Annotated in this window: 19 protein-coding genes and 1 tRNA gene; 5 read left to right on the top strand and 15 right to left on the bottom strand. The window is 51.6% G+C overall.

The genetic code is table 11. From position 1 onward, the window contains the following. Window positions 1-74: 74 nt before the first annotated feature. The 7 genes from radA to rpsF form a co-directional block, all read right to left on the bottom strand. Complete coding sequence (radA, locus tag CHB59_RS06445) at window positions 75-1439, bottom strand: DNA repair protein RadA (RefSeq protein ID WP_089375426.1); 1365 nt, start codon at window positions 1437-1439, stop codon at window positions 75-77. Next, on the bottom strand, window positions 1439-2512 hold the full coding sequence (gene alr / locus CHB59_RS06440) for an alanine racemase (protein ID WP_089375425.1): 1074 nt from the start codon (window positions 2510-2512) through the stop codon (window positions 1439-1441). The genes radA and alr overlap by 1 nt, the downstream gene beginning before the upstream one ends. 2 nt (window positions 2513-2514) lie before the next feature. Then, complete coding sequence (dnaB, locus tag CHB59_RS06435) at window positions 2515-3900, bottom strand: replicative DNA helicase (RefSeq protein ID WP_089375424.1); 1386 nt, start codon at window positions 3898-3900, stop codon at window positions 2515-2517. Window positions 3901-4004: 104 nt separating this feature from the next. Next, a complete protein-coding gene (gene rplI / locus CHB59_RS06430) occupies window positions 4005-4454 on the bottom strand; it encodes a 50S ribosomal protein L9 (RefSeq protein ID WP_089375423.1) in 450 nt (149 codons plus the stop codon). An 11-nt stretch (window positions 4455-4465) separates the two neighbouring features. Beyond that, window positions 4466-4693 carry a 30S ribosomal protein S18 gene (gene rpsR, locus CHB59_RS06425; protein WP_011479550.1) on the bottom strand — a complete coding sequence of 76 codons (228 nt, stop codon included), beginning with the start codon at window positions 4691-4693 and terminating at the stop codon, window positions 4466-4468. 12 nt (window positions 4694-4705) lie between these two features. Continuing rightward, entirely contained in the window at window positions 4706-5005 is a 300-nt protein-coding gene (gene priB / locus CHB59_RS06420) for a primosomal replication protein N (RefSeq protein ID WP_089375422.1), read from the bottom strand. 4 nt (window positions 5006-5009) lie between these two features. Next, on the bottom strand, window positions 5010-5393 hold the full coding sequence (rpsF, locus tag CHB59_RS06415; protein ID WP_089375421.1) for a 30S ribosomal protein S6: 384 nt from the start codon (window positions 5391-5393) through the stop codon (window positions 5010-5012). A gap of 310 nt (window positions 5394-5703) precedes the next feature. Between rpsF and pgi the strand changes: the two genes are divergently transcribed. Beyond that, the gene (gene pgi / locus CHB59_RS06410; RefSeq protein ID WP_089375420.1) at window positions 5704-7356 is read left to right on the top strand and encodes a glucose-6-phosphate isomerase; all 1653 of its coding nucleotides are present in this window, start codon (window positions 5704-5706) and stop codon (window positions 7354-7356) included. A gap of 67 nt (window positions 7357-7423) precedes the next feature. On the opposite strand, the gene CHB59_RS06405 is transcribed toward pgi, so the two are convergent. The 4 genes from CHB59_RS06405 to CHB59_RS06390 are packed head-to-tail and all read right to left on the bottom strand — an operon-like array spanning window position 7424 to window position 10324. Next, complete coding sequence (locus tag CHB59_RS06405; protein WP_089375419.1) at window positions 7424-8362, bottom strand: S49 family peptidase; 939 nt, start codon at window positions 8360-8362, stop codon at window positions 7424-7426. Between the two features lie 3 nt (window positions 8363-8365). Next, complete coding sequence (locus tag CHB59_RS06400) at window positions 8366-8716, bottom strand: Rieske (2Fe-2S) protein (protein WP_089375608.1); 351 nt, start codon at window positions 8714-8716, stop codon at window positions 8366-8368. Then, window positions 8695-9351, bottom strand: coding sequence for an HAD-IA family hydrolase (locus CHB59_RS06395; protein ID WP_089375418.1), 657 nt, complete (start codon window positions 9349-9351; stop codon window positions 8695-8697). Before CHB59_RS06395 ends, CHB59_RS06400 begins: the two co-directional genes overlap by 22 nt. Further along, window positions 9344-10324 (bottom strand): RluA family pseudouridine synthase, encoded by a 981-nt coding sequence (locus tag CHB59_RS06390; RefSeq protein ID WP_089375417.1) that lies wholly within the window; start codon window positions 10322-10324, stop codon window positions 9344-9346. Before CHB59_RS06390 ends, CHB59_RS06395 begins: the two co-directional genes overlap by 8 nt. 590 nt (window positions 10325-10914) lie before the next feature. Between CHB59_RS06390 and CHB59_RS06385 the strand changes: the two genes are divergently transcribed. Beyond that, the gene (locus CHB59_RS06385) at window positions 10915-13617 is read left to right on the top strand and encodes an Rne/Rng family ribonuclease (protein WP_089375416.1); all 2703 of its coding nucleotides are present in this window, start codon (window positions 10915-10917) and stop codon (window positions 13615-13617) included. A 78-nt stretch (window positions 13618-13695) separates the two neighbouring features. On the opposite strand, the gene uvrB is transcribed toward CHB59_RS06385, so the two are convergent. After that, window positions 13696-15741, bottom strand: coding sequence for an excinuclease ABC subunit UvrB (gene uvrB, locus CHB59_RS06380; protein ID WP_089375607.1), 2046 nt, complete (start codon window positions 15739-15741; stop codon window positions 13696-13698). Between the two features lie 197 nt (window positions 15742-15938). On the opposite strand from uvrB, the gene CHB59_RS06375 reads away from it, so the two are divergent. Beyond that, window positions 15939-17132 carry a pyridoxal phosphate-dependent aminotransferase gene (locus CHB59_RS06375; RefSeq protein WP_089375415.1) on the top strand — a complete coding sequence of 398 codons (1194 nt, stop codon included), beginning with the start codon at window positions 15939-15941 and terminating at the stop codon, window positions 17130-17132. Window positions 17133-17235: 103 nt separating this feature from the next. Here the strand turns inward: CHB59_RS06375 and CHB59_RS06370 are convergent, their stop codons facing one another. Continuing rightward, entirely contained in the window at window positions 17236-17733 is a 498-nt protein-coding gene (locus tag CHB59_RS06370; RefSeq protein ID WP_089375414.1) for a DUF2059 domain-containing protein, read from the bottom strand. Window positions 17734-17833: 100 nt separating this feature from the next. Beyond that, window positions 17834-18241, bottom strand: a complete 408-nt coding sequence (locus CHB59_RS06365) for a hypothetical protein (RefSeq protein WP_089375413.1) — start codon at window positions 18239-18241, stop codon at window positions 17834-17836. A 228-nt stretch (window positions 18242-18469) separates the two neighbouring features. Between CHB59_RS06365 and CHB59_RS06360 the strand changes: the two genes are divergently transcribed. Further along, window positions 18470-18555 (top strand) — tRNA-Leu (locus tag CHB59_RS06360). A gap of 37 nt (window positions 18556-18592) precedes the next feature. On the opposite strand, the gene CHB59_RS06355 is transcribed toward CHB59_RS06360, so the two are convergent. Beyond that, window positions 18593-19117 (bottom strand): tyrosine-type recombinase/integrase, encoded by a 525-nt coding sequence (locus CHB59_RS06355; RefSeq protein WP_281252024.1) that lies wholly within the window; start codon window positions 19115-19117, stop codon window positions 18593-18595. Window positions 19118-19258: 141 nt separating this feature from the next. Here CHB59_RS06355 and CHB59_RS06350 point away from each other — a divergent pair. Beyond that, the coding region (locus tag CHB59_RS06350; RefSeq protein WP_143738696.1) for a transposase at window positions 19259-19506 on the top strand (248 nt) is incomplete at its 3' end.

The following is a 19506-nucleotide window of genomic DNA, read 5'->3' as shown; positions in this document are numbered from 1 at the left end:
TTTCACCATTCATGCTCATCCGACATGCTGCACGAAAAACCTGGCTATTAACTATCAAATCATTTACTTATCCATTATCCGTTACGCAACAGCGTCAATGCCTGTTCAAGACGCTCCACGCCTTGCACCGTCAAACCCTCAATCGCCTGCTTGGGTAAGTTGGACTTGGGAACGATAGCCTGCTTGAAACCAAGTTTGGCTGCCTCTCGCAATCGCTCCTGGCCCCGCTGCACGGGTCGCACTTCACCCGCAAGGCCAACCTCACCGAATACGATCAGTTTATTATCCAGCGGTTTATTCTTCAGTGATGACACTATCGCCAGCAATACGGCAAGATCCACTGCCGGCTCACTGATGCGCACCCCCCCCACTGCATTGATAAATACATCCTGATCAAAACATGCCACGCCTGCATGGCGGTGCAGAACAGCCAGCAGCATGGCCAAGCGGTTCTGTTCCAGGCCGACACATAGACGTTTGGGATTGGGCGCATGCGCCTCATCGACCAATGCCTGCACTTCTACAAGTAAAGGCCGCGTCCCTTCCTGCGTGACGGTGATACAGGAGCCGGAAACCTGTTCTGCATGATGTGAAAGAAACAAGGCGGAAGGATTGCTGACTTCACGCAGGCCTTTTTCCGTCATGGCAAACACGCCCAGCTCATTGACCGCACCGAAGCGGTTCTTGAATGCACGCACCAGCCGGAAACTCGAGTTCTGGTCACCTTCGAAGTAGAGTACCGTATCGACAATGTGTTCCAGCACGCGCGGACCAGCCAGCGCGCCCTCTTTGGTCACATGCCCCACCAGGATGATGGTGACATCAAATTGCTTGGCATAGCGCGTCAGTTGCGCAGAACACTCTCGCACCTGGGCCACGGAACCTGGAGCAGATTGCAGGGATTCGGAATACAAGGTCTGGATGGAGTCAATGACCGCCACTTCCGGCTTGTGCTGCTGCAAGGTCGCCAGGATTTTTTCCAGGCTGATTTCCGCCAGCAGCTCGACCGGGCCCGCATCCAGTCCCAGGCGCTTTGCCCGCATGGCAATCTGCTGTGCAGATTCCTCGCCAGATACATAAATGGCTTTACGCGCATGACCAACATGGCACAAAGTCTGCAGCAGCAATGTAGATTTGCCTATGCCCGGATCGCCGCCGATCAATACCACCCCGCCCGGCACCAGCCCACCACCCAGCACGCGGTCAAACTCCTGTATACCTGTCGGGTGCCTGGCCACTTCCAGCGCTTCAACATCTGCGAGCTTCTGCAGCCCGGCAGACTGCGCCAGTGATGCGTAACGGTTCTGTTGATTGCCTGCAGGCTCGACAATACTTTCCACCAGGGTGTTCCACGCCATGCAGGAGGGGCATTGCCCCTGCCACTTCGGGGTTTGCCCACCACATTCGGTGCAGCTGTATACTGTTTTTGCCTTGGCCATTAATCCATGACCTTAAAAGGTACACGAGGAGCCACAGCACACAATAATTCATAGCCCACTGTGCCGGAAGCTTCAGCGACTGCATCCACTGATACAGTATCTCCCCACAACTCCACTTCGCTGCCAACCCTGGCAGCAGGTAGATGGCTGACATCTGCGAACAACATATCCATGGATACCCTGCCCAGGGTCCGGCTTAACTGCCCATCTATCGCAATTGGGGTACCAGTGGGCGCATGTCGCGGATAGCCATCGGCATAACCACATGCCACTACTGCAATCCTGATGGTTTCTGTCGCAGTAAAGCGGCTGCCGTATCCCAGGCTCTCTCCTGCTTCCAGCGTCTGGATTGCAATCACCTCGCTGGTCAGGCGCATGGCGGGACGTAAACCGAAGCTGGTTGCACCCTGGCCAGCCACTGGCGATGCGCCATATAACATGATGCCTGGGCGTACCCAGTCCCTGTGAGCCTCGGGGAATCGTAGTATGGCAGCAGAATTGGCCAAGCTCACAGCACCAGGCAACGCGCCTGCAGCAGTATCAAAGGCTTCCAGTTGGACGGTGATGCCTCGCTCATCATCTGCTGTCGCAAAATGTGTCATCAGGCTGATTTCAGCCACCGCAGTACAGTCACGCAGACGCTGCCACGCTTGCCGATATTCCGCCGGCCTGAACCCGAGACGGTTCATGCCGCTATTCATTTTCAGGAAAACGGATACAGGGCGGGATATCGAGCCAGCCTTGGCTTCCAGCATGGCAAGCTGCGACTCATTATGCACGACGATGCTGATACCATGCTCAGCGGCTGCATGCAGCTCATCCGCACAAAATACCCCTTCAAGTAGCAGCAACACCTGGCTATAGCCAGCCTCACGCAATGTCAATGCTTCGCTGAGGCGCAACACAGCAAAACCATCAGCCTCCTCCAACCCGGGTACACTCCTCAGCAATCCATGCCCATAGGCATCTGCCTTGACGACCGCCATGATCCGGGTTGCGGGCGCCAGCTGGCGCACCAGCTGCAGGTTATGCCGCAAGGCGGTCAGGTTGAGTGTTGCTGTAATTGCACGCATGTTTACTCGCCGTAGTTGTCTTCGTACTGGCCGACAAAATTCTCAAATCTGGTATTTTCACCGAGGAAAGTCAGACGCACCCGGCCAATCGGGCCATTACGCTGCTTGGCGATAATAATTTCAGCCGTGCCCTTGTCCGGGCTGTCAGGATTGTAGACCTGGTCACGATAAATAAAAAGAATCAAGTCAGCATCCTGCTCAATCGCACCAGACTCACGCAAATCCGACATGACGGGACGCTTGTCCGGGCGTTGCTCCACACTGCGGTTCAGCTGCGACAAGGCAATCACCGGGACATCCAACTCTTTTGCCAAGGCCTTGAGGGAGCGGGAGATTTCCGATATTTCTGTTGCGCGATTCTCGCTTTTCCCGCCGGTTGATGCGCCTGTCATCAATTGCAGGTAATCAATCACGATCAAGCCCAGCTTGCCAACCTGGCGATGTAGCCGGCGTGCGCGGGCACGGACTTCAAATGAACTCAGGCCGGCACCTTCGTCAATATACACTGGAGCCTCATTCAACTTACCCAATGCAGTGGTCAGGCGTACCCAGTCCTCATCCTCCAGATTACCATTCCGCATGCGGTGCTGATCCAGCCTGCCAATAGAACCTATCATCCGGGTCACCAGCTGTGTTGCGCCCATTTCCATCGAGAATACCGCCACCGGCATGCCTGTATCCAGGGCAACGTTTTCAGCAATATTCAGGGAAAATGCGGTCTTCCCCATGGATGGCCTGCCCGCGACAATAATCAAGTCCCCGGCCTGCATCCCTGAAGTCATGGAGTCAAGATCAGTAAACCCGGAAGGAATACCTGTCACATCGCTATGATTATCGCGCTGATAGAGGTAATCAATCCGGTCCGCCACTTGCGGCAGCAGGGTTTTCATATCCAGGAAACCTTGCGTGGAGCGCTTCCCACCCTCGGCAATCTGGAATATTTTGGCTTCTGCCTCATCCAGCAATTGCTGTGCATCACGTCCCAAGGGATTGTAAGCACTCTCTGCGATATTGGAGCCAACTTCCACCAGTTTGCGCATTACCGCACGTTCGCGCACGATCTCGGCATATCGGCGTATATTGGCTGCCGTTGGCGTATTTTGGGCCAATGCCGCAAGATAAGCCAAGCCGCCAACGCTGGAGAGTTCTGCTGAGTTTTCCAGCGATTCTGCCACCGTTACAATGTCAGCAGGCCTACTTCGCTCGAACAGGCGGCTGATATGCGTAAAGATCAGCTTATGATCATGACGATAAAAATCATCCGCCCCCAGAATATCGGCAATACGGTCCATGGCTTCATTTTCAAGCAATAAACCACCAAGCACGGATTGCTCAGCCTCAACAGAGTGAGGGGGAAGTTTTAGAGAGTCTAGAGTATCGTCAGCCATGCCGCATTATAGCAATTTTCACCTGATGGATTGGAGTTGCCCATCAACACAGGTAATAAAAAAGCCGCCTGTCAGGCGGCTTTTTCAGCACAACAATCTAGCGCTTACTGTTCGCCCAATACGGAAACAGTAATTTCAACTACGACATCGTGGTGCAGTGCGATGCTGACAGGATGATCACCGATCACCTTCAGCGGACCTTCTGGCAGGCGAACTTCAGCCTTGGCAGTTTCAAAGCCTTGTGCGCTCAGCGCTTCAGCAATGTCACCATTGGTCACGGAACCAAACAGACGACCATCCACACCAGCCTTCTGGCTGACTTGCAGCAGGAAGCCATTCAGTTTCTCACCACGTTGCTGGGCTGCAGCCAATTGTTCTGCCTGTTGCTTTTCCAGCTCGGCACGGCGCGCTTCAAACTCAGCCTTGTTGGCTTCGGTCGCGCGCTTTGCTTTACCTTGAGGAATCAGGAAGTTACGGCCATAGCCGTCCTTTACCTTGACGATGTCACCGAGGTTACCCAGGTTTACTACTTTTTCCAACAGAATAACTTGCATGGTTTCACCTCTTAGTGCTTGTCAGTGTATGGCAGAAGAGCCAGGAAACGCGCGCGCTTCACTGCAGTTGTCAGCTGGCGCTGATACTTGGCCTTGGTGCCGGTAATACGTGCAGGGATGATCTTGCCGTTTTCGTTGATGAAGTCCTTCAGCAGATCCACATCCTTGTAATCCACTTGCTTGATGCCCTCTGCCGAGAAGCGGCAGTAGCGGCGGCGTTTGAACATATCGCGTGCCATGATGAAAACCTTTCAAATAATTTTCTTTAATGTTTGTACATGCAATACCAGTTGAGCACTTTTGAGACTGCGCCTGGCGAGAAAACCTGTCACATTGACCTGATTACCCTCTTCCATCTTCTGCGCTTCCATCGCCAATGACCCCATGGCCATGACAGGAACGACACATTCGACTTTACGCTTCATTCCCGCTTCGACCTGCTCAGACAAATGCTGCAGGTCAAAACTCAATACTGGTATTCCTGCCGGGGTATACCGCAGCTCAGTCACCTTGATGACCGTGCCGCTCAACTCCAGCCGGTTTAAACTCACTTAATTAAGCAGATGCCTGCTCTGTTGCTGGTGCAGCAGCTTCGTCCTTAGCCAGCAATGACTTGGACTTTTCTTCCTTCATCATTGGGGATGGCGCAGTCACTGCTTCATCTGTGTTCAGGGTCAGATGACGCAACACAGCATCGTTGAACTTGAATGCATGCTCAAGTTCATCCAGCACTGCCTGGCTGGCTTCGATGTTCATCAGCACGTAATGTGCTTTGTGGATTTTCTGGATTGGGTAAGCCAATTGACGACGACCCCAGTCTTCCAGGCGGTGGATAGCGCCACCATTGGTGGTCACGAGTGTGCGATAACGCTCGATCATCGCTGGTACTTGCTCGCTTTGGTCCGGATGGACGATAAAAACGATTTCATAATGTCGCATAGAAACTCCTTTTGGATTAACAGCCTTCCGCATGCGCTAACGGTAAGGCAAGGTGGAAAACTCGCAATCATAGCTTAAAAACATTTCCGAATCAATTACAACCCGACTTTTATGCATACAGACCAGGGCAATCCGCCATCTGTTTATTGAGACTAAAAATTGTTTATTTACTCAGAATTGAATAGAATCATCAGGATTGAATACTGGTCATGACTTTTCAGGCAGGTTGGATTGGCAGTGCAGTCAACGCCAAACCTATTTAATGTGACCAAACTAAATTTACATACATCACCAATAATACATACCCGCAATGACAAACCCGACAAACTGCCCTATCTGGCATGACCTCAGTGCCCATTATCAAGAAATCCTCCCCCTGCAAATGCGGGACATGTTTACCAAAGACGGACGCCGGTTCGAGAAATTCTCCCTGAACACCGAAGGCCTGCTGCTGGACTACTCCAAACATCGCATCACCGATGAAACGCTGCCATTGTTGTTCAAGCTGGCACGAGATTCCAAAGTCGAGGAGTGGCGTGACCGCATGTTTTCAGGAGAAAAAATCAATTTCACTGAAAACCGCGCCGTATTGCACACCGCCCTGCGCAACCGCAGCAATACACCAGTATATGTAGATGGCAAGGACGTCATGCCAGACGTCAATCGCGTACTGGCCCAGATGCGCAAGTTCAGCGACAGCATCCGCTCCGGCGAATGGAAAGGTTACTCCGGCAAGCCCATCACCGATATTGTGAATATCGGTATTGGTGGTTCCGACCTCGGTCCGGTCATGGTGTGCGGCGCGCTCAAGCCTTACGCCCAAGACGGCCTGAATACCCATTTCGTTTCCAATATTGATGGTGCGCACCTGGCCCAAACCCTGGAACAGTGCAACCCGGAAACAACACTATTCATCGTGGCATCCAAGACTTTCACGACCCAGGAAACCATGACCAATGCGCGCTCCGCGCGTCACTGGCTCCTGCAATCCGCAAAAGACGAAGCACAGGTGGCCAAACATTTTGTTGCCATCTCCACCAATGCCAAGGAAGTCAGCAAGTTCGGCATTGATGCTGCCAACATGTTCGAATTCTGGGACTGGGTAGGCGGACGCTACTCGCTCTGGTCCGCGATCGGCCTGTCGATTGCCATTTACATCGGTATGGATAATTTCGAGGACCTGCTGCTGGGTGGTCACGAAATGGACCAGCACTTCAAGCACACGCCATTGGAGCAGAATATTCCAGTCATCATGGCCATGCTGGGTGTCTGGTACAACAATTTCTTTGGCGTGGACAGCATGGCAATCCTGCCATACGACCAGGGCATGTCCCGCTTCCCTGCTTATCTGCAACAGGCAGACATGGAGAGCAACGGCAAATTCATCGACCGTGATGGCCGCACCGTGCAATGCACCACGGGCCCCATCATCTGGGGTGAGGCCGGCACCAATGGCCAGCATGCGTTCTACCAGCTCATCCACCAAGGCAACCGCCTGATTCCCTGTGACTTCATGATGCCACTGGAAAGCCAGTACAAGGTTGGTGACCATGGCAATGAGCACCACTTGATCCTGCTTGCCAACTGCTTTGCCCAGACCAGCGCGCTGATGCAGGGCAAGACACTGGAAGAAGCCAAGGCTGAGTTGATTGCCCAGGGCTTGAGTGGGGACGCGCTGGAAATACTGCTTCCCCACAAGGTCTTTGAAGGTAACCGCCCGAGCACCACCATCCTGTTCGACAAACTGACGCCCAAAATGCTGGGCAAGCTGATTGCCATTTACGAACACAAGATTTTTGTGCAGGGCATCATCTGGAACATCAATTCATTCGATCAGTGGGGTGTTGAATACGGCAAGCAGATTGCACGCAAGATCCTGCCGCAACTGAATGATGGCAAGCGCTCTACGGAATACGACAGCTCCACCAATGGCCTGATGAATTACTTCAAGTTCAAGGATTAATGTTGTTATCCACAACATGAAATAAAAAAGCCACGGCATGCCGTGGCTTTTTTATTGCGGCAACTTACTACTCCAGACTGAGCTTCTTGCCTAGAATATTGGCACTCGCACTGGCACCAAGACGCTTGGCAAAACGATCTGCCAGGCCTTCTCTCGCCGTGAAATCCACGACATTGGTCTGCTTGATGACCTCACGTGCCACATAGTCAGAACTGCCCAATGCGTCTGCCAGACCCAGTTCCACACTGCTTTCGCCGCTCCAGAACAAGCCACTGAAGGTATCCTCGGTTTCCTTGAGGCGCTTGCCGCGCCCTTCCCGCACCACTGCAATAAACTGAGCATGAATCTGGTCAAGCATCTGCTGAGCCAATGCCTGGTGGCGTGGATTTACGGGAGAAAACGGGTCCAGCATGGCCTTGTTGCTGCCTGCTGTCATCAAGCGGCGTTCCACTCCGAACTTTTCCATCGCGCCGGTAAACCCGAACCCATCCATCAAGACTCCGATAGAACCAACAATACTTGCTTTATCCACAAATATCTTGTCTGCAGCAACCGCAATATAGTATCCGCCGGAAGCACAAATATCCTGCACTACTGCATACACAGGAATACTGGGGTGTAATTTGCGCAGCCGCTTGATCTCATCATTGATGATCCCTGCCTGCACCGGACTGCCCCCTGGACTATTGATACGCAGAATAATGCCCTTGGTTCCCTTGCTGTCATAGGCGGACCGCAAGCTGGCAATTACGGCATCAGCATTCACAGCATCATCGCTGCCAATGACGCCATTGATCTCAATCAAGGCCGTATGCTCGACTGAGGCAGTAGAACCCTCACTCCAGCCAGTCACGTAAAACAATACAAGAAACAGGTAAAGAAAGCCGAGCGACTTGAAGAAAATTCCCCACTGCCGCGACCGGCGACGCTCCTTGACCGTTGCCAAGGCAAGCTGATGCAATGTTTCACGCTCCCAATGGGGATCATTAAGATGATTTTCAGACATTCATTACACTTTCAAAGTTATCAATATTTGCTGTGCTTGCTCTACCACCTGGATAGGTTCCAAACGCTTCCCTCGGCATGGTCCAGCCACACAATCGCCAGTATCGGCCTGGTAATAGGCGCCATGCGTCGCACATATCAGGTAGTTTCCCGTAGCATCAAAAAATTCGCCCGGGCTCCAATCCAGTTCGATCGGGACATGGGCGCAACGATTGATGTAGGCAAAGACCTTGCCATCAAAGCGCACAGCAAACCCTGTCACCCGGTCACCGACCTCAGGAAGATCAAAGCGCACACCCTTGCCGCCCTCCTGCAACTCATGACTTTGGCAGATTAAGCGTTTAATTCCAACCATTGGCTGAGTGTAGCAAACTCATCGAAATGTGCCAGCGGAGAATGCGGCAGTAGCCGCTCCAGCGGATGCGCTCCATAGGTGACGCCCAGGCTGGCCACCTTGGCATTCTGCGCCATCTGCAGGTCAAAGCTGGTATCGCCGACCATCAGAGTGCGTCCAGGCTCGACCCCGAACTCATCCATCAGCTCCATGAGCATCTGCGGATGCGGCTTGGAATGGCATTCATCCACACAACGTGTACCATGAATCAACTCGCCAAGGCCACTATGCGCCAAGGCATGGTTCAACCCGCGCCGCCCTTTTCCTGTTGCCACGCCCAGCATATACCCCTGCCGATTCAACCTGGTCACAGTCTCATATGCATGCTCAAATAACAGCACATCATCCTGCCGGGCGTTGTAATGCACGTTGTAGCGGGCAGCCATCTGTTGCAGCTGTTCCTGGGTAATCACACCGAACAACTGCTCTATCGCCTCACGCAAACCCAGCCCGATGATACTGCTAGCTGCCAGCTGGCCCGGATCTTCCAGCCCGCTCTCAACAGCAGCCTGGCGAATACTGTTCACGATAATCTGCGTTGAGTTCGCCAAGGTTCCATCCCAGTCAAACACAATCAGATCAAACTGTTTACTCATGCTTCAATTCCACCTTCAAATTCTCAACAAATTTATTAAGTTCTTTCGGCAACTCCGCGATTAAATTAAGTTTTTCACCATTAATTGGATGCCGAATATTGGTTTCTGCCGAATGCAGGAACATCCGCTTCAAGCCTCGTTTCTGCAATGCTTTGTTCAAGGAAAAATCGCCGTATTTATCGTCCCCTGCAATCGGGAAGCCCAGATGAGACAGCTGCACACGCAATTGGTGCGTTCTTCCTGTCACCAGCTGCGCCTCCAGCAAGGTGAACTTGCCCAGCGCCTGACGCAGATAAAAAATGGTTTCAGAATCCTGGCCGTCATCCTGCACTGCCACCCTGCGCTCACCACTCGGCAGCACAAACTTATGCAAAGGTAGTCGGACCCGGCGCTTCTGGTCTTTCCATTGTCCGTGTACCAGTACCAGATAGCGCTTGTCCGTCTGGTTGTTGCGTATTGCATCATGCAAATTAACCAGCGCGCTACGCTTCTTGGCCAACAACAGAACACCGGAAGTCTCGCGATCAAGGCGATGCACCAGTTCCAGGAATTTGGCATGCGGGCGCTCCAGACGCAGTTGCTCGATCACTCCACGACTGATACCGCTGCCGCCATGCACCGCAAAACCTGCTGGTTTATCAATAACAAGCAACGCCTCATCTTCAAAAATCACGGCACCGTCAAACTTGGAAGTCACCGACTTAACCGCTGTCTCTTCCGTAGGCTGCACCATCCTGACTGGCGGCACCCTGACCTGATCTCCGAGATTCAGCTTGCTGCTTGCATCCACTCGCTTGCTGTTGACCCGCACCTCACCACTGCGCAGGATGCGGTAAATATGACTTTTGGGAACTCCTTTGAGGATTTTTGCCAGGAAGTTATCGACTCGCTGCCCTTCACTTGCCTCATCTATTGTGAGCATGTTGACAATTGCGGGGTTAAATTGATTTCTTGTTTTGCTTAAATTAGTCATCTCACCTATACTACGACCATCTTGAGGCCAATGCGCCAAGCGCCTCCTCAGATATAACAACTGTAATGAAAAATACCTTGGTTAACTCGCTCGCCAATCTATATGTACAAGTAGCGATTTGTAACAAAAATATGCGCTCTAGCCGCCGCAAACCAGACATTAAGCTAAATGTGGCGCAACAGGCCAGGATATACTGAAAAAATAGCATATTAGCCGATAATGACGGCTAATCCGAGACAGAAATAGACGTACCGGGGTTTAGACCCAATAGTTTACGAAAACTTTCGTTAACAAATTCAAGCTGATATCGCACACGGCGGTATCGGAATTTCTTTTTCCAGGTGACTCAAAATGTCATTTCGATATGCGTCATACGGCATACAGGGAAAAGTAACCTGAAGGCAAACACTGCCTAGCTGAAAAATTGAGAAACTATTGCTTCGCGTTACCTCTTGCGGACTCCAATCTGCTCGTATCGTGTGGTTTTGCCTGTCTACAGTACGACAGGCAATTACAGTTAAGCTTCAGTTATACCGCTGCTGCCCCAAAGCCATGGTTTGCTGCCCGCTTGAAGAGCGTGGGAGTCCTCAATGAAACGCATGCTATTTAATGCGACGCAATCAGAAGAATTACGCGTCGCGATTGTCGACGGACAAAAACTCATCGATCTGGATATCGAGTCCGCAGGCAAGGAACAGCGAAAAAGCAATATTTACAAGGGTGTCATCACCCGCATCGAACCATCCCTCGAAGCCGCTTTCGTCAATTATGGCACTGATCGCCATGGCTTTCTGCCTTTCAAGGAAGTCGCTCGCAGCTATTTCCAGAATGGTGGAGAGTCCGGTCGCAACGCCCGCATCCAGGATGTCTTGAAAGAAGGCCAGGAGCTGATTGTCCAGGTGGACAAGGATGAGCGTGGCAATAAGGGTGCTGCACTGACCACCTTTGTTTCTCTCGCTGGACGCTATCTGGTGCTGATGCCAAATAATCCGCGCGGTGGCGGCGTATCTCGCCGGATCGAAGGCGAAGACCGCAATGAATTGCGTGACACCATGGCACAACTGCAAGTCCCTACCGGCATGAGCATTATTGCCCGTACCGCCGGTATTGGCCGCAGTGTCGAAGAACTGCAATGGGATATGAATTACCTGCTGCAACTCTGGACTGCAGTGGAAAGTGCTTCCACGATTCAAAGCGGCCCATTCCTGATTTACCAAGAAGGCAGCCTGGTAATCCGCGCCATCCGTGACTACTTCCAGCCAGATATCGGCGAAATTCTGATCGACACACCGGATATTCATGATCAAGCCATCCAGTTCATGAATCACGTCATGCCGAACAATGTTTCTCGCGTCAAACTTTACCGCGATGAAATTCCGTTGTTTTCACGTTTCCAGATCGAACACCAGATCGAATCTGCTTTTGCGCGTGAAGTACGCCTGCCATCCGGCGGTGCCATTGTCATTGACCACACAGAAGCGCTGGTCTCTGTGGACGTCAACTCCGGTCGCTCCACCAAGGGCAGTGATATTGAACAGACTGCCTTCAATACCAACCTGGAAGCTGCTGACGAAGTAGCCCGTCAATTACGCCTGCGTGATCTTGGTGGCCTGGTTGTCATCGACTTCATTGATATGGAAAGCCAGCGTAATCAGCGCGAAGTGGAAAACCGCCTGCGTGAAGCCCTGCATCATGACAGGGCTCGCGTGCAAACAGGCAAAATTTCGCGTTTTGGCCTACTTGAGCTTTCTCGCCAGCGCTTGCGCCCAAGCCTGGGTGAATCTAACCATATTCCTTGCCCCCGCTGTCATGGCACTGGCCATATCCGCGGCATAGAATCCACTGCCTTGCATATCCTGCGCATCACGCAGGAAGAAGCCATGAAGGAAAACAGTGCCATCATCCAGGTGCAACTCCCGGTTGAGGCTGCCACTTTCCTGCTCAATGAAAAACGCTCGGAAATTCACAAGATCGAGCAGCGTATGGGCGTGCAAGTTGTCCTGATTCCCAATATCCACATGGAAACGCCCAACTACAACATCCTGCGCATCCGCCATGATGATGTAGAAGAAAGCGGTCGGGCCAGCTACGAAATGGTTGAGTTGCCTTCCGATACTGTTGAAACTTCAGTGGTACAAGAACCGAAAGCAGTCCGACCCGAAGCTGCCGTCAAGGGCATTACACCAGCCTCCCCTGCGCCAGTCAGTAAGGAAAAACCGAGCAGCACCTCCCTGTTGGGTCGCTTCAAGTCCTGGCTGTCCAACGTGACTGCCCCTGCAAAGCCAGAGGTCAAGCCGCAAGAGGAAAACCAGAAACGCGATACCTCCCGTACTCAACAACGCCGCAATAACAACCGCCGCACTGAGCGCAACAGCAGCAATGATCGCCAGGCGCAGGCTGAATCACGCCAGGAGCAACCACGCAAGGAACCGCGCAGCAATAATAATGAGCGTCGCCAGCAGCAAGCTGAACAGCGCGCAGCTCAATCTCGTCAGGAAAAAACTGAACGTCCAGAACGCACTGAGCGCCAGCCAAAAGCATCACAGCAAACAGCTGCTGCAGTGCAGACAGAAACAGCAGTGGAATCCAATAACGAGCAACGTGGCAACCGCCGCGGCCGTAATGGTCGTCGCGAGCGCCAGCCTCGCAATGAAAATCGTGACAATCAGCCTGTTGCTGAAGCTACTCAGGCATTAACTCAGGATACATCGCCAACTACAACAGCAGTTGAAGCGACTGTGCCTGCAGTAGAGCCTCAGCAGGCAGCCGTACCTGCAGCAGCCAAAGCAACCAAGACAGAAGCCACTATCGCTCCGGTCATTGCAGCACAGGCGGAAACCAAGGTTGAGGCAGCACCCGTCAGCACGGAAACCGCAGCTCCTGCGCAAACAAGCACAGAAAGCAGCGAAAAACCAAGTGCCGCTGAATCCAAAAAGACAGCAGCACCCAAAGCTGAAGTGGAAACTACTCCAGTTGCTCCAGTCGCCGAGCAGGAAAAAGTAGCTGAGATTGCTGAGCCTGCAGCGGCAGAGTCTGCTGCTGAAACTGCCAAGGCAGAGAAAAAGCCACGCGCACCTCGCCGCCGCAAGACAGAAGCGGAAAAATCTGCCGCTCCGGCCGATGCAGAATCCACCCTGCAATTAGTCGAAACCAAGGCAGATGCAATGCAGGCTGTCGCACCGGTAGAGGTAGTACCTACTAAGCGTGCTCCGCGCAAGCCGGCAGCATGGCAACAAAAAGCTGCGGAAGCAGAAAGTGGTGAAGCGTTAGTCATGGTTGAAACGCAGAAGTAAGTAGCGTTGCACACCAATAAAAAAGCCCGGATCTTCCGGGCTTTTTATTATGTCATGACAATTGCGCATTGCATGATGTCAGGCTTCGTCTGCCAATCCATCTGGAATTTCCGCACCATAGAATCCCTGCTTGAGCTTCTTCAACTGGTCACGATAATCTGCAGCCTTCTCAAACTCCAGATTTTTGGCGCTATCGTGCATGGCCTTTTCCAGGCGCTTCATCTCCTTCACCAACTGCTTCTCGGTCATTTTCCCATAACTGGCCTGCTCCTCTGCGACCTTACGGTCACGCTGCATATCTTCTTTGCTGTATACGCCATCAATAATATCCTTGATACGCTTTTTGACCCCGGTTGGTACAATCCCATGTGCAGTGTTGAATGCCATCTGCTTCTCACGACGGCGCTGGGTTTCGTCCATAGCCAGCTTCATGGAACGGGTAATCTTATTGGCATAAAAAATCACTTTGCCATTGAGGTTACGCGCAGCACGGCCCGCGGTCTGAATTAACGAGCGTTCAGAACGCAAGAAACCCTCTTTATCCGCATCCAGCACAGCGACCAATGATACTTCTGGGATATCTAACCCTTCACGTAACAGGTTGATCCCAACCAGCACATCAAATTCACCCAGGCGTAAATCACGGATAATTTCCACACGCTCCACAGTATCAATGTCTGAGTGCAAATAACGTACCCGGACTCCGTGATCGGATAGATAATCTGTCAGGTCCTCTGCCATGCGTTTGGTCAGCGTAGTAGCCAGCACCCGTTCCCCCACATCCACCCTGAGTTTGATTTCAGACAACAAATCATCTACCTGAGTATCAGCGGATTTGACAAATATTTCCGGATCTATCAGCCCAGTAGGACGTACTACCTGCTCGACCACACGTTGCTGATGGGTTGCCTCATATTCAGCAGGCGTCGCACTGACGAAAATACATTGTGGAATGATGCGCTCAAATTCTTCGAAGCGCAGCGGACGATTGTCCATTGCCGAAGGCAGGCGGAATCCGTAATCCACCAGATTTTCCTTGCGGGCACGATCGCCCTTGTACATACCGCCAACCTGCGGCACGGTGACATGGCTCTCGTCGATGATCATGAGCGCATTATCCGGCAGGTAGTCGATCAAGGTCGGCGGTGCATCTCCAGGCTGGCGTCCAGTCAGGTGGCGGCTATAGTTCTCGATGCCCTTGCAGAATCCAATCTCGTTGAGCATTTCCAGGTCAAAGCGCGTGCGCTGCTCGATGCGTTGCGCTTCAACCAGCTTGCCGGTCTTGATGTAGAAGTCCACGCGCTCGCGCAACTCCTGCTTGATAGTTTCCATCGCGCGTACCGTCGCCTCCCGCGCTGTCACATAATGACTGGAAGGAAAAATACGAAAATTGTGGATCTTATTGAAAATCTGCCCAGTCAGCGGGTCGAATAAAGTGATGTTCTCAATTTCGTCATCAAACATGCTGATACGCACCGCAGTTTCGCTGTTTTCTGAGGGGAATACATCGATCACGTCGCCACGCACCCGGAATGTACCTCGGGAAAAATCAAAGTCATTGCGGTCATATTGCATGGCAATCAGCTTGTTGACGATATCACGCTGCGTGACTTTCATTCCCAGGTGGATATGCAGCACCATGCCGTGATATTCGCCCGGATCGCCAATTCCGTAAATTGCCGACACCGTGGCAACGATGATGCTGTCCTCCCGCTCCAGCAATGCCTTGGTGGCAGACAACCTCATCTGTTCGATATGATCGTTGATGCTGGAATCCTTCTCGATGAACAGGTCGCGCGAAGGCACATAAGCTTCCGGCTGATAATAGTCATAGTAGGAAACAAAATATTCCACCGCATTCTCGGGAAAGAATTCCTTGAACTCGGAATACAACTGTGCAGCCAATGTCTTGTTGGGCGCCATCACAATGGCCGGCCTACCAGTACGCGCAATGACATTGGCCATGGTATAGGTCTTGCCGGAACCAGTAACGCCAAGCAAGGTCTGGAATTCCAACCCTTCGTTCACGCCGTCGGTCAGCCGTTCAATCGCTGTTGGTTGATCACCAGCCGGGGGGAAAGGTTGGAAAAGTTTATATTTGCTACCAGGAAAAGTGACAATCACAGCAATCACCCATAAGAAGGAAACAAGATTTTAACAGGCCAGCCACTCCTGCGCGGCACCGGTGTGCGAAAGCATGCCAGTAAAAGGTAAAGAAACCATGCAAATATCCCGCAGCACCATATTCCGCATTGCAAATAAAGCGCGTAAAATTAACCACTTTGCCGTTATCTTTATAATTTCTCTATAGGATTTAGATCTTGGAACTCTCGCAGCGCGTTCAATCCATCAAAGAATCTCCTACCCTGGCTGTTACTGCCCGTGCCGCAAAACTCAAGGCAGAAGGCCGCGACATCATTGGCCTGGGTGCAGGTGAACCGGATTTCGACACTCCACAACACATCAAGGATGCCGCCAAACAAGCGATTGACCAAGGTTTCACCAAATATACCCCTGTAGCTGGCATTCCCGGCCTGAAAAAAGCCATCGTCGCCAAGTTCAAGAACGAGAACGGCTTTGACTACACTGAAAAAGAAGTCATCGTCGGCGTAGGCGGCAAGCAATGTATCTTCAACCTGGCGTTAGCAGTACTGAACCCCGGCGATGAAGTCATTGTGCCCGCACCCTACTGGGTTTCCTATGCTGATATCGCGCTGGTTGCCGGTGCCAAGCCCGTCATTATCGAATGTGGTATCGAGCAAGGTTTCAAGCTGACTGCCGCACAACTGGAAGCAGCCATCACTCCTCAGACCAAGCTGTTCATGATCAACTCGCCGTCCAACCCGACTGGCGCTGTGTACAGCCTGGACGAACTCAAGGCGCTGGGCGAGGTATTGAAGAAACATCCTCATATACTGGTTGCTACCGATGATATGTACGAGCACGTCAACCTGACCGGAGACAAGTTCTACAATATCCTCAATGCTACGCCTGAACTCAAGGAGCGTTGCATTGTGCTTAATGGTGTTTCCAAGGCCTATTCCATGACGGGCTGGCGCATTGGCTATGCCGCAGGCCCTGCCCATATCATCAAGGCCATGGAAATCCTGCAGTCACAATCCACCTCCAATCCGACCTCCATTTCACAGGTAGCAGCACAAGCTGCGCTGGAAGGGCCGCAGGAATGCATCCTTCCCATGCTTGATGCCTTTCGCGAGCGACATGAATTTGTCGTCAAGCGTTTCAATGGAATCAGGGGGTTGCAATGCATCAAGGCCGGCGGTGCATTCTACGCATTTCCTGACGCGCGTGAGGCCATCAACAACCTGTTCAATGAAGGTAAGATCAAGGCAGCAACCGACATGGCACTATCCGAATACCTGCTCGAACAGGAAGGTGTTGCGGTAGTACCAGGCTCAGCCTTCGGTGCTGACGGTTATTTCCGCATTTCCTTTGCTACTTCCATGAACAACCTCCAGCGGGCTCTGGATCGCATTGAGCGAGCTTTGGCATAGCATCATTATTGCCGCCCAGTTTCATGGATATAAAAAAGCCTGCATCATGCAGGCTTTTTCTTTACTTTTTCACATCTTGTTTGAAAGCAGCCAGCATGCGCGCCTACTGTGTCGCCTTGATACGCTCCGCGGCATCGCGCGCAATCTGTTGATATTGCGTCATGACTTTCTTATTCAGCTCGCTTGTCAGCTTCATCGACTCGGTCGATAACTCAGGCATTTTCTGGTTGATCGACCGTCCAGCCGATGAGCTATAAAAATTGATAGCCGCCTGCAACTCTTCCTTGGTAAAGGTTTTGCGATACAAAGGCAGGACCATCTTTACAATGGAATCATAAGACAAGTATTCCTGCTGCACCTTAACCGCCTTGTCGCTGGCCTCCTCTGCTATCTTTTTCTGTTTGTCATTCAACTGCTGATATTGCAAGGTTTGCAAAAAATTATTTCTCAATGTGGTATCTGCATTTGTACGCATGCTGTCCAGTGAGCGCTTCACATTGGAAACCTCCATGAACTTGAGTATCAACTCATCGGAAGGAGCAGCAGCATAAGCATTCCCCAACATTGCCAGCATCCCGATGGCAAGTACTTTCTTTATCATTTATATCTCCAGTCAAAATTGAGTGACATTCACAGCAAAACGTAAGACTACCACTACTCTGACCGTCAGATCACTATCAAACTCACGAAAACCCCACGAATTACATCGTACGGAACAAGCGCAACGAACCTCCAGGCGGACTCAACAACTTATATTCCTGAGAAATCCCATTGGATACATTGATCGTTTCAGAACTTGGCTTACCCTGGCACGATCCCCGTCCTGTATCCACCTTCACCACATGCTTGCCATCCGTCAGGAAAAAACTCGCATACTCACCCGGCATAATGGTGTATGAGCGGATATTATCGATATAGATTTCATTTTCACACCCGACCCCAATATCCTTCTGCACCGGATCACGCCGCACAGTGATATAAGCCCCGGTAAAAAATCTGGGATATGTAGCATAAACACGCTCCTGCGGCACAGGCACACTCAACGGCTCATTCAGAGGCACACCAGCGCAGGCGCTCAGGATCACAACAGGGAATAATATTGCTCTCATATTGGCTCAACTCATCATCATGCCAATAAGACTAACACGACAGAAACAAGATTCGATGAAAACTCTGCCACCAGACCAAGTCTCGACACCTGATTGAAATCATTCCAGCCATGCTTCCTTACCTTGCCCCAAGCAGCACAGTTGCTGAGATTTTACGATTTTGACTACTCAATCCTGGTGTTGCAGTGATAGAATACGGCCTCGCTTCGTTCGGAGCGTCTCACACCTGCCCGGGTGGTGAAATTGGTAGACACAAGAGACTTAAAATCTCTCGCCCTTTGGGCGTGCCGGTTCGATTCCGGCCCCGGGCACCAAGTAAAATCAAGCACTTATAAATTCCCGCATTTTCTGTCATTCGCCTTTAGTCAACATTGTGTCAACTAAATCAAGTTTTGCTAATGGGTTTAGTATGACCGCTTCCTGAAGATGGTCAGGTGCCAGGTGAGCATAGCGCATGGTCATTGCCAGGGTTGAATGGCCCAGTAATCGTTGTAATACCAGGATGTTGCCACCATTCATCATGAAGTGAGTAGCGAAGGTATGACGCAGGACGTGAGATAGTTGTCCGTTGGGTAGCTCTACCCTACTCCGTTCAACTGCTGAACGGAATTGGTTGTATGCTGGCTTGAATATGTTGCCACCCAGTGTTCTCGGTTTAAGGTTTTCCAACTCCGAGTACAAGGTGTCGTCTATGGGAATAGACCTGTTTTTACCGGACTTGGTGCGGTTGAGGTGAACCATGCCATCCCTGACCTGGGAATGTCTCAGGCTTTCCGCTTCGCTCCACCTGGCACCAGTTGACAGGCATATTTTGGTGATCAGTAATGCATCGCCATTCAAACACTGGATCAAGTCCTTTATCTGGCTTTGTGTCAGATAGGATAATTCTCTTTCTTCAATTTTGAATTGTCGTATTTTTGAGAGCGGGTTTTCTTGCTTCCAATACCCTAGACGTGAATCGCCCCCACTTTCCTAGACAGCTCAAGAGCCTCAAACTATGCAAGTTGAGGAGACATCATGAGCAAGCAACAACGTTACACCGAAGAATTCAAACAGGCCGCCGTCAAGCAAGTCACTGAGCGTCAGTTTTCTGTGGCAGAGGTCGCTGAGCGGTTGGGCGTTTCAAGTCATAGCATTTATGCTTGGATCAAGCGATGCGGCACCCCTAAAGACGAACGACAGCACTCCTCTAATCAGCAAGCAGAAATCCGTCGCCTTCAGGCTGAGCTGCGTCGCGTCACGGATGAGCGAGATATCCTAAAAAA

The sequence above is a fragment of the Methylobacillus rhizosphaerae genome, from assembly GCF_900187985.1.
Lineage (GTDB): Bacteria > Pseudomonadota > Gammaproteobacteria > Burkholderiales > Methylophilaceae > Methylobacillus > Methylobacillus rhizosphaerae.
The sequence above is the reverse complement of the archived record's forward strand: the minus strand, read 5'-3'. Positions and strand labels throughout refer to the sequence as shown.

Excerpts from the sequence above, each read along its gene's own strand:
- radA (WP_089375426.1), bottom strand. The coding sequence starts at position 1,439 with ATGGCCAAGGCAAAAACAGTATACAGCTGCACCGAATGTGGTGGGCAA.
- alr (WP_089375425.1), bottom strand. The coding sequence starts at position 2,512 with ATGCGTGCAATTACAGCAACACTCAACCTGACCGCCTTGCGGCATAAC.
- dnaB (WP_089375424.1), bottom strand. The coding sequence starts at position 3,900 with ATGGCTGACGATACTCTAGACTCTCTAAAACTTCCCCCTCACTCTGTT.
- rplI (WP_089375423.1), bottom strand. The coding sequence starts at position 4,454 with ATGCAAGTTATTCTGTTGGAAAAAGTAGTAAACCTGGGTAACCTCGGT.
- rpsR (WP_011479550.1), bottom strand. The coding sequence starts at position 4,693 with ATGGCACGCGATATGTTCAAACGCCGCCGCTACTGCCGCTTCTCGGCA.
- rpsF (WP_089375421.1), bottom strand. The coding sequence starts at position 5,393 with ATGCGACATTATGAAATCGTTTTTATCGTCCATCCGGACCAAAGCGAG.
- pgi (WP_089375420.1), top strand. The coding sequence starts at position 5,704 with ATGACAAACCCGACAAACTGCCCTATCTGGCATGACCTCAGTGCCCAT.
- CHB59_RS06405 (WP_089375419.1), bottom strand. The coding sequence starts at position 8,362 with ATGTCTGAAAATCATCTTAATGATCCCCATTGGGAGCGTGAAACATTG.
- CHB59_RS06400 (WP_089375608.1), bottom strand. The coding sequence starts at position 8,716 with ATGGTTGGAATTAAACGCTTAATCTGCCAAAGTCATGAGTTGCAGGAG.
- CHB59_RS06395 (WP_089375418.1), bottom strand. The coding sequence starts at position 9,351 with ATGAGTAAACAGTTTGATCTGATTGTGTTTGACTGGGATGGAACCTTG.
- CHB59_RS06390 (WP_089375417.1), bottom strand. The coding sequence starts at position 10,324 with ATGACTAATTTAAGCAAAACAAGAAATCAATTTAACCCCGCAATTGTC.
- CHB59_RS06385 (WP_089375416.1), top strand. The coding sequence starts at position 10,915 with ATGAAACGCATGCTATTTAATGCGACGCAATCAGAAGAATTACGCGTC.
- CHB59_RS06370 (WP_089375414.1), bottom strand. The coding sequence starts at position 17,733 with ATGATAAAGAAAGTACTTGCCATCGGGATGCTGGCAATGTTGGGGAAT.
- CHB59_RS06365 (WP_089375413.1), bottom strand. The coding sequence starts at position 18,241 with ATGAGAGCAATATTATTCCCTGTTGTGATCCTGAGCGCCTGCGCTGGT.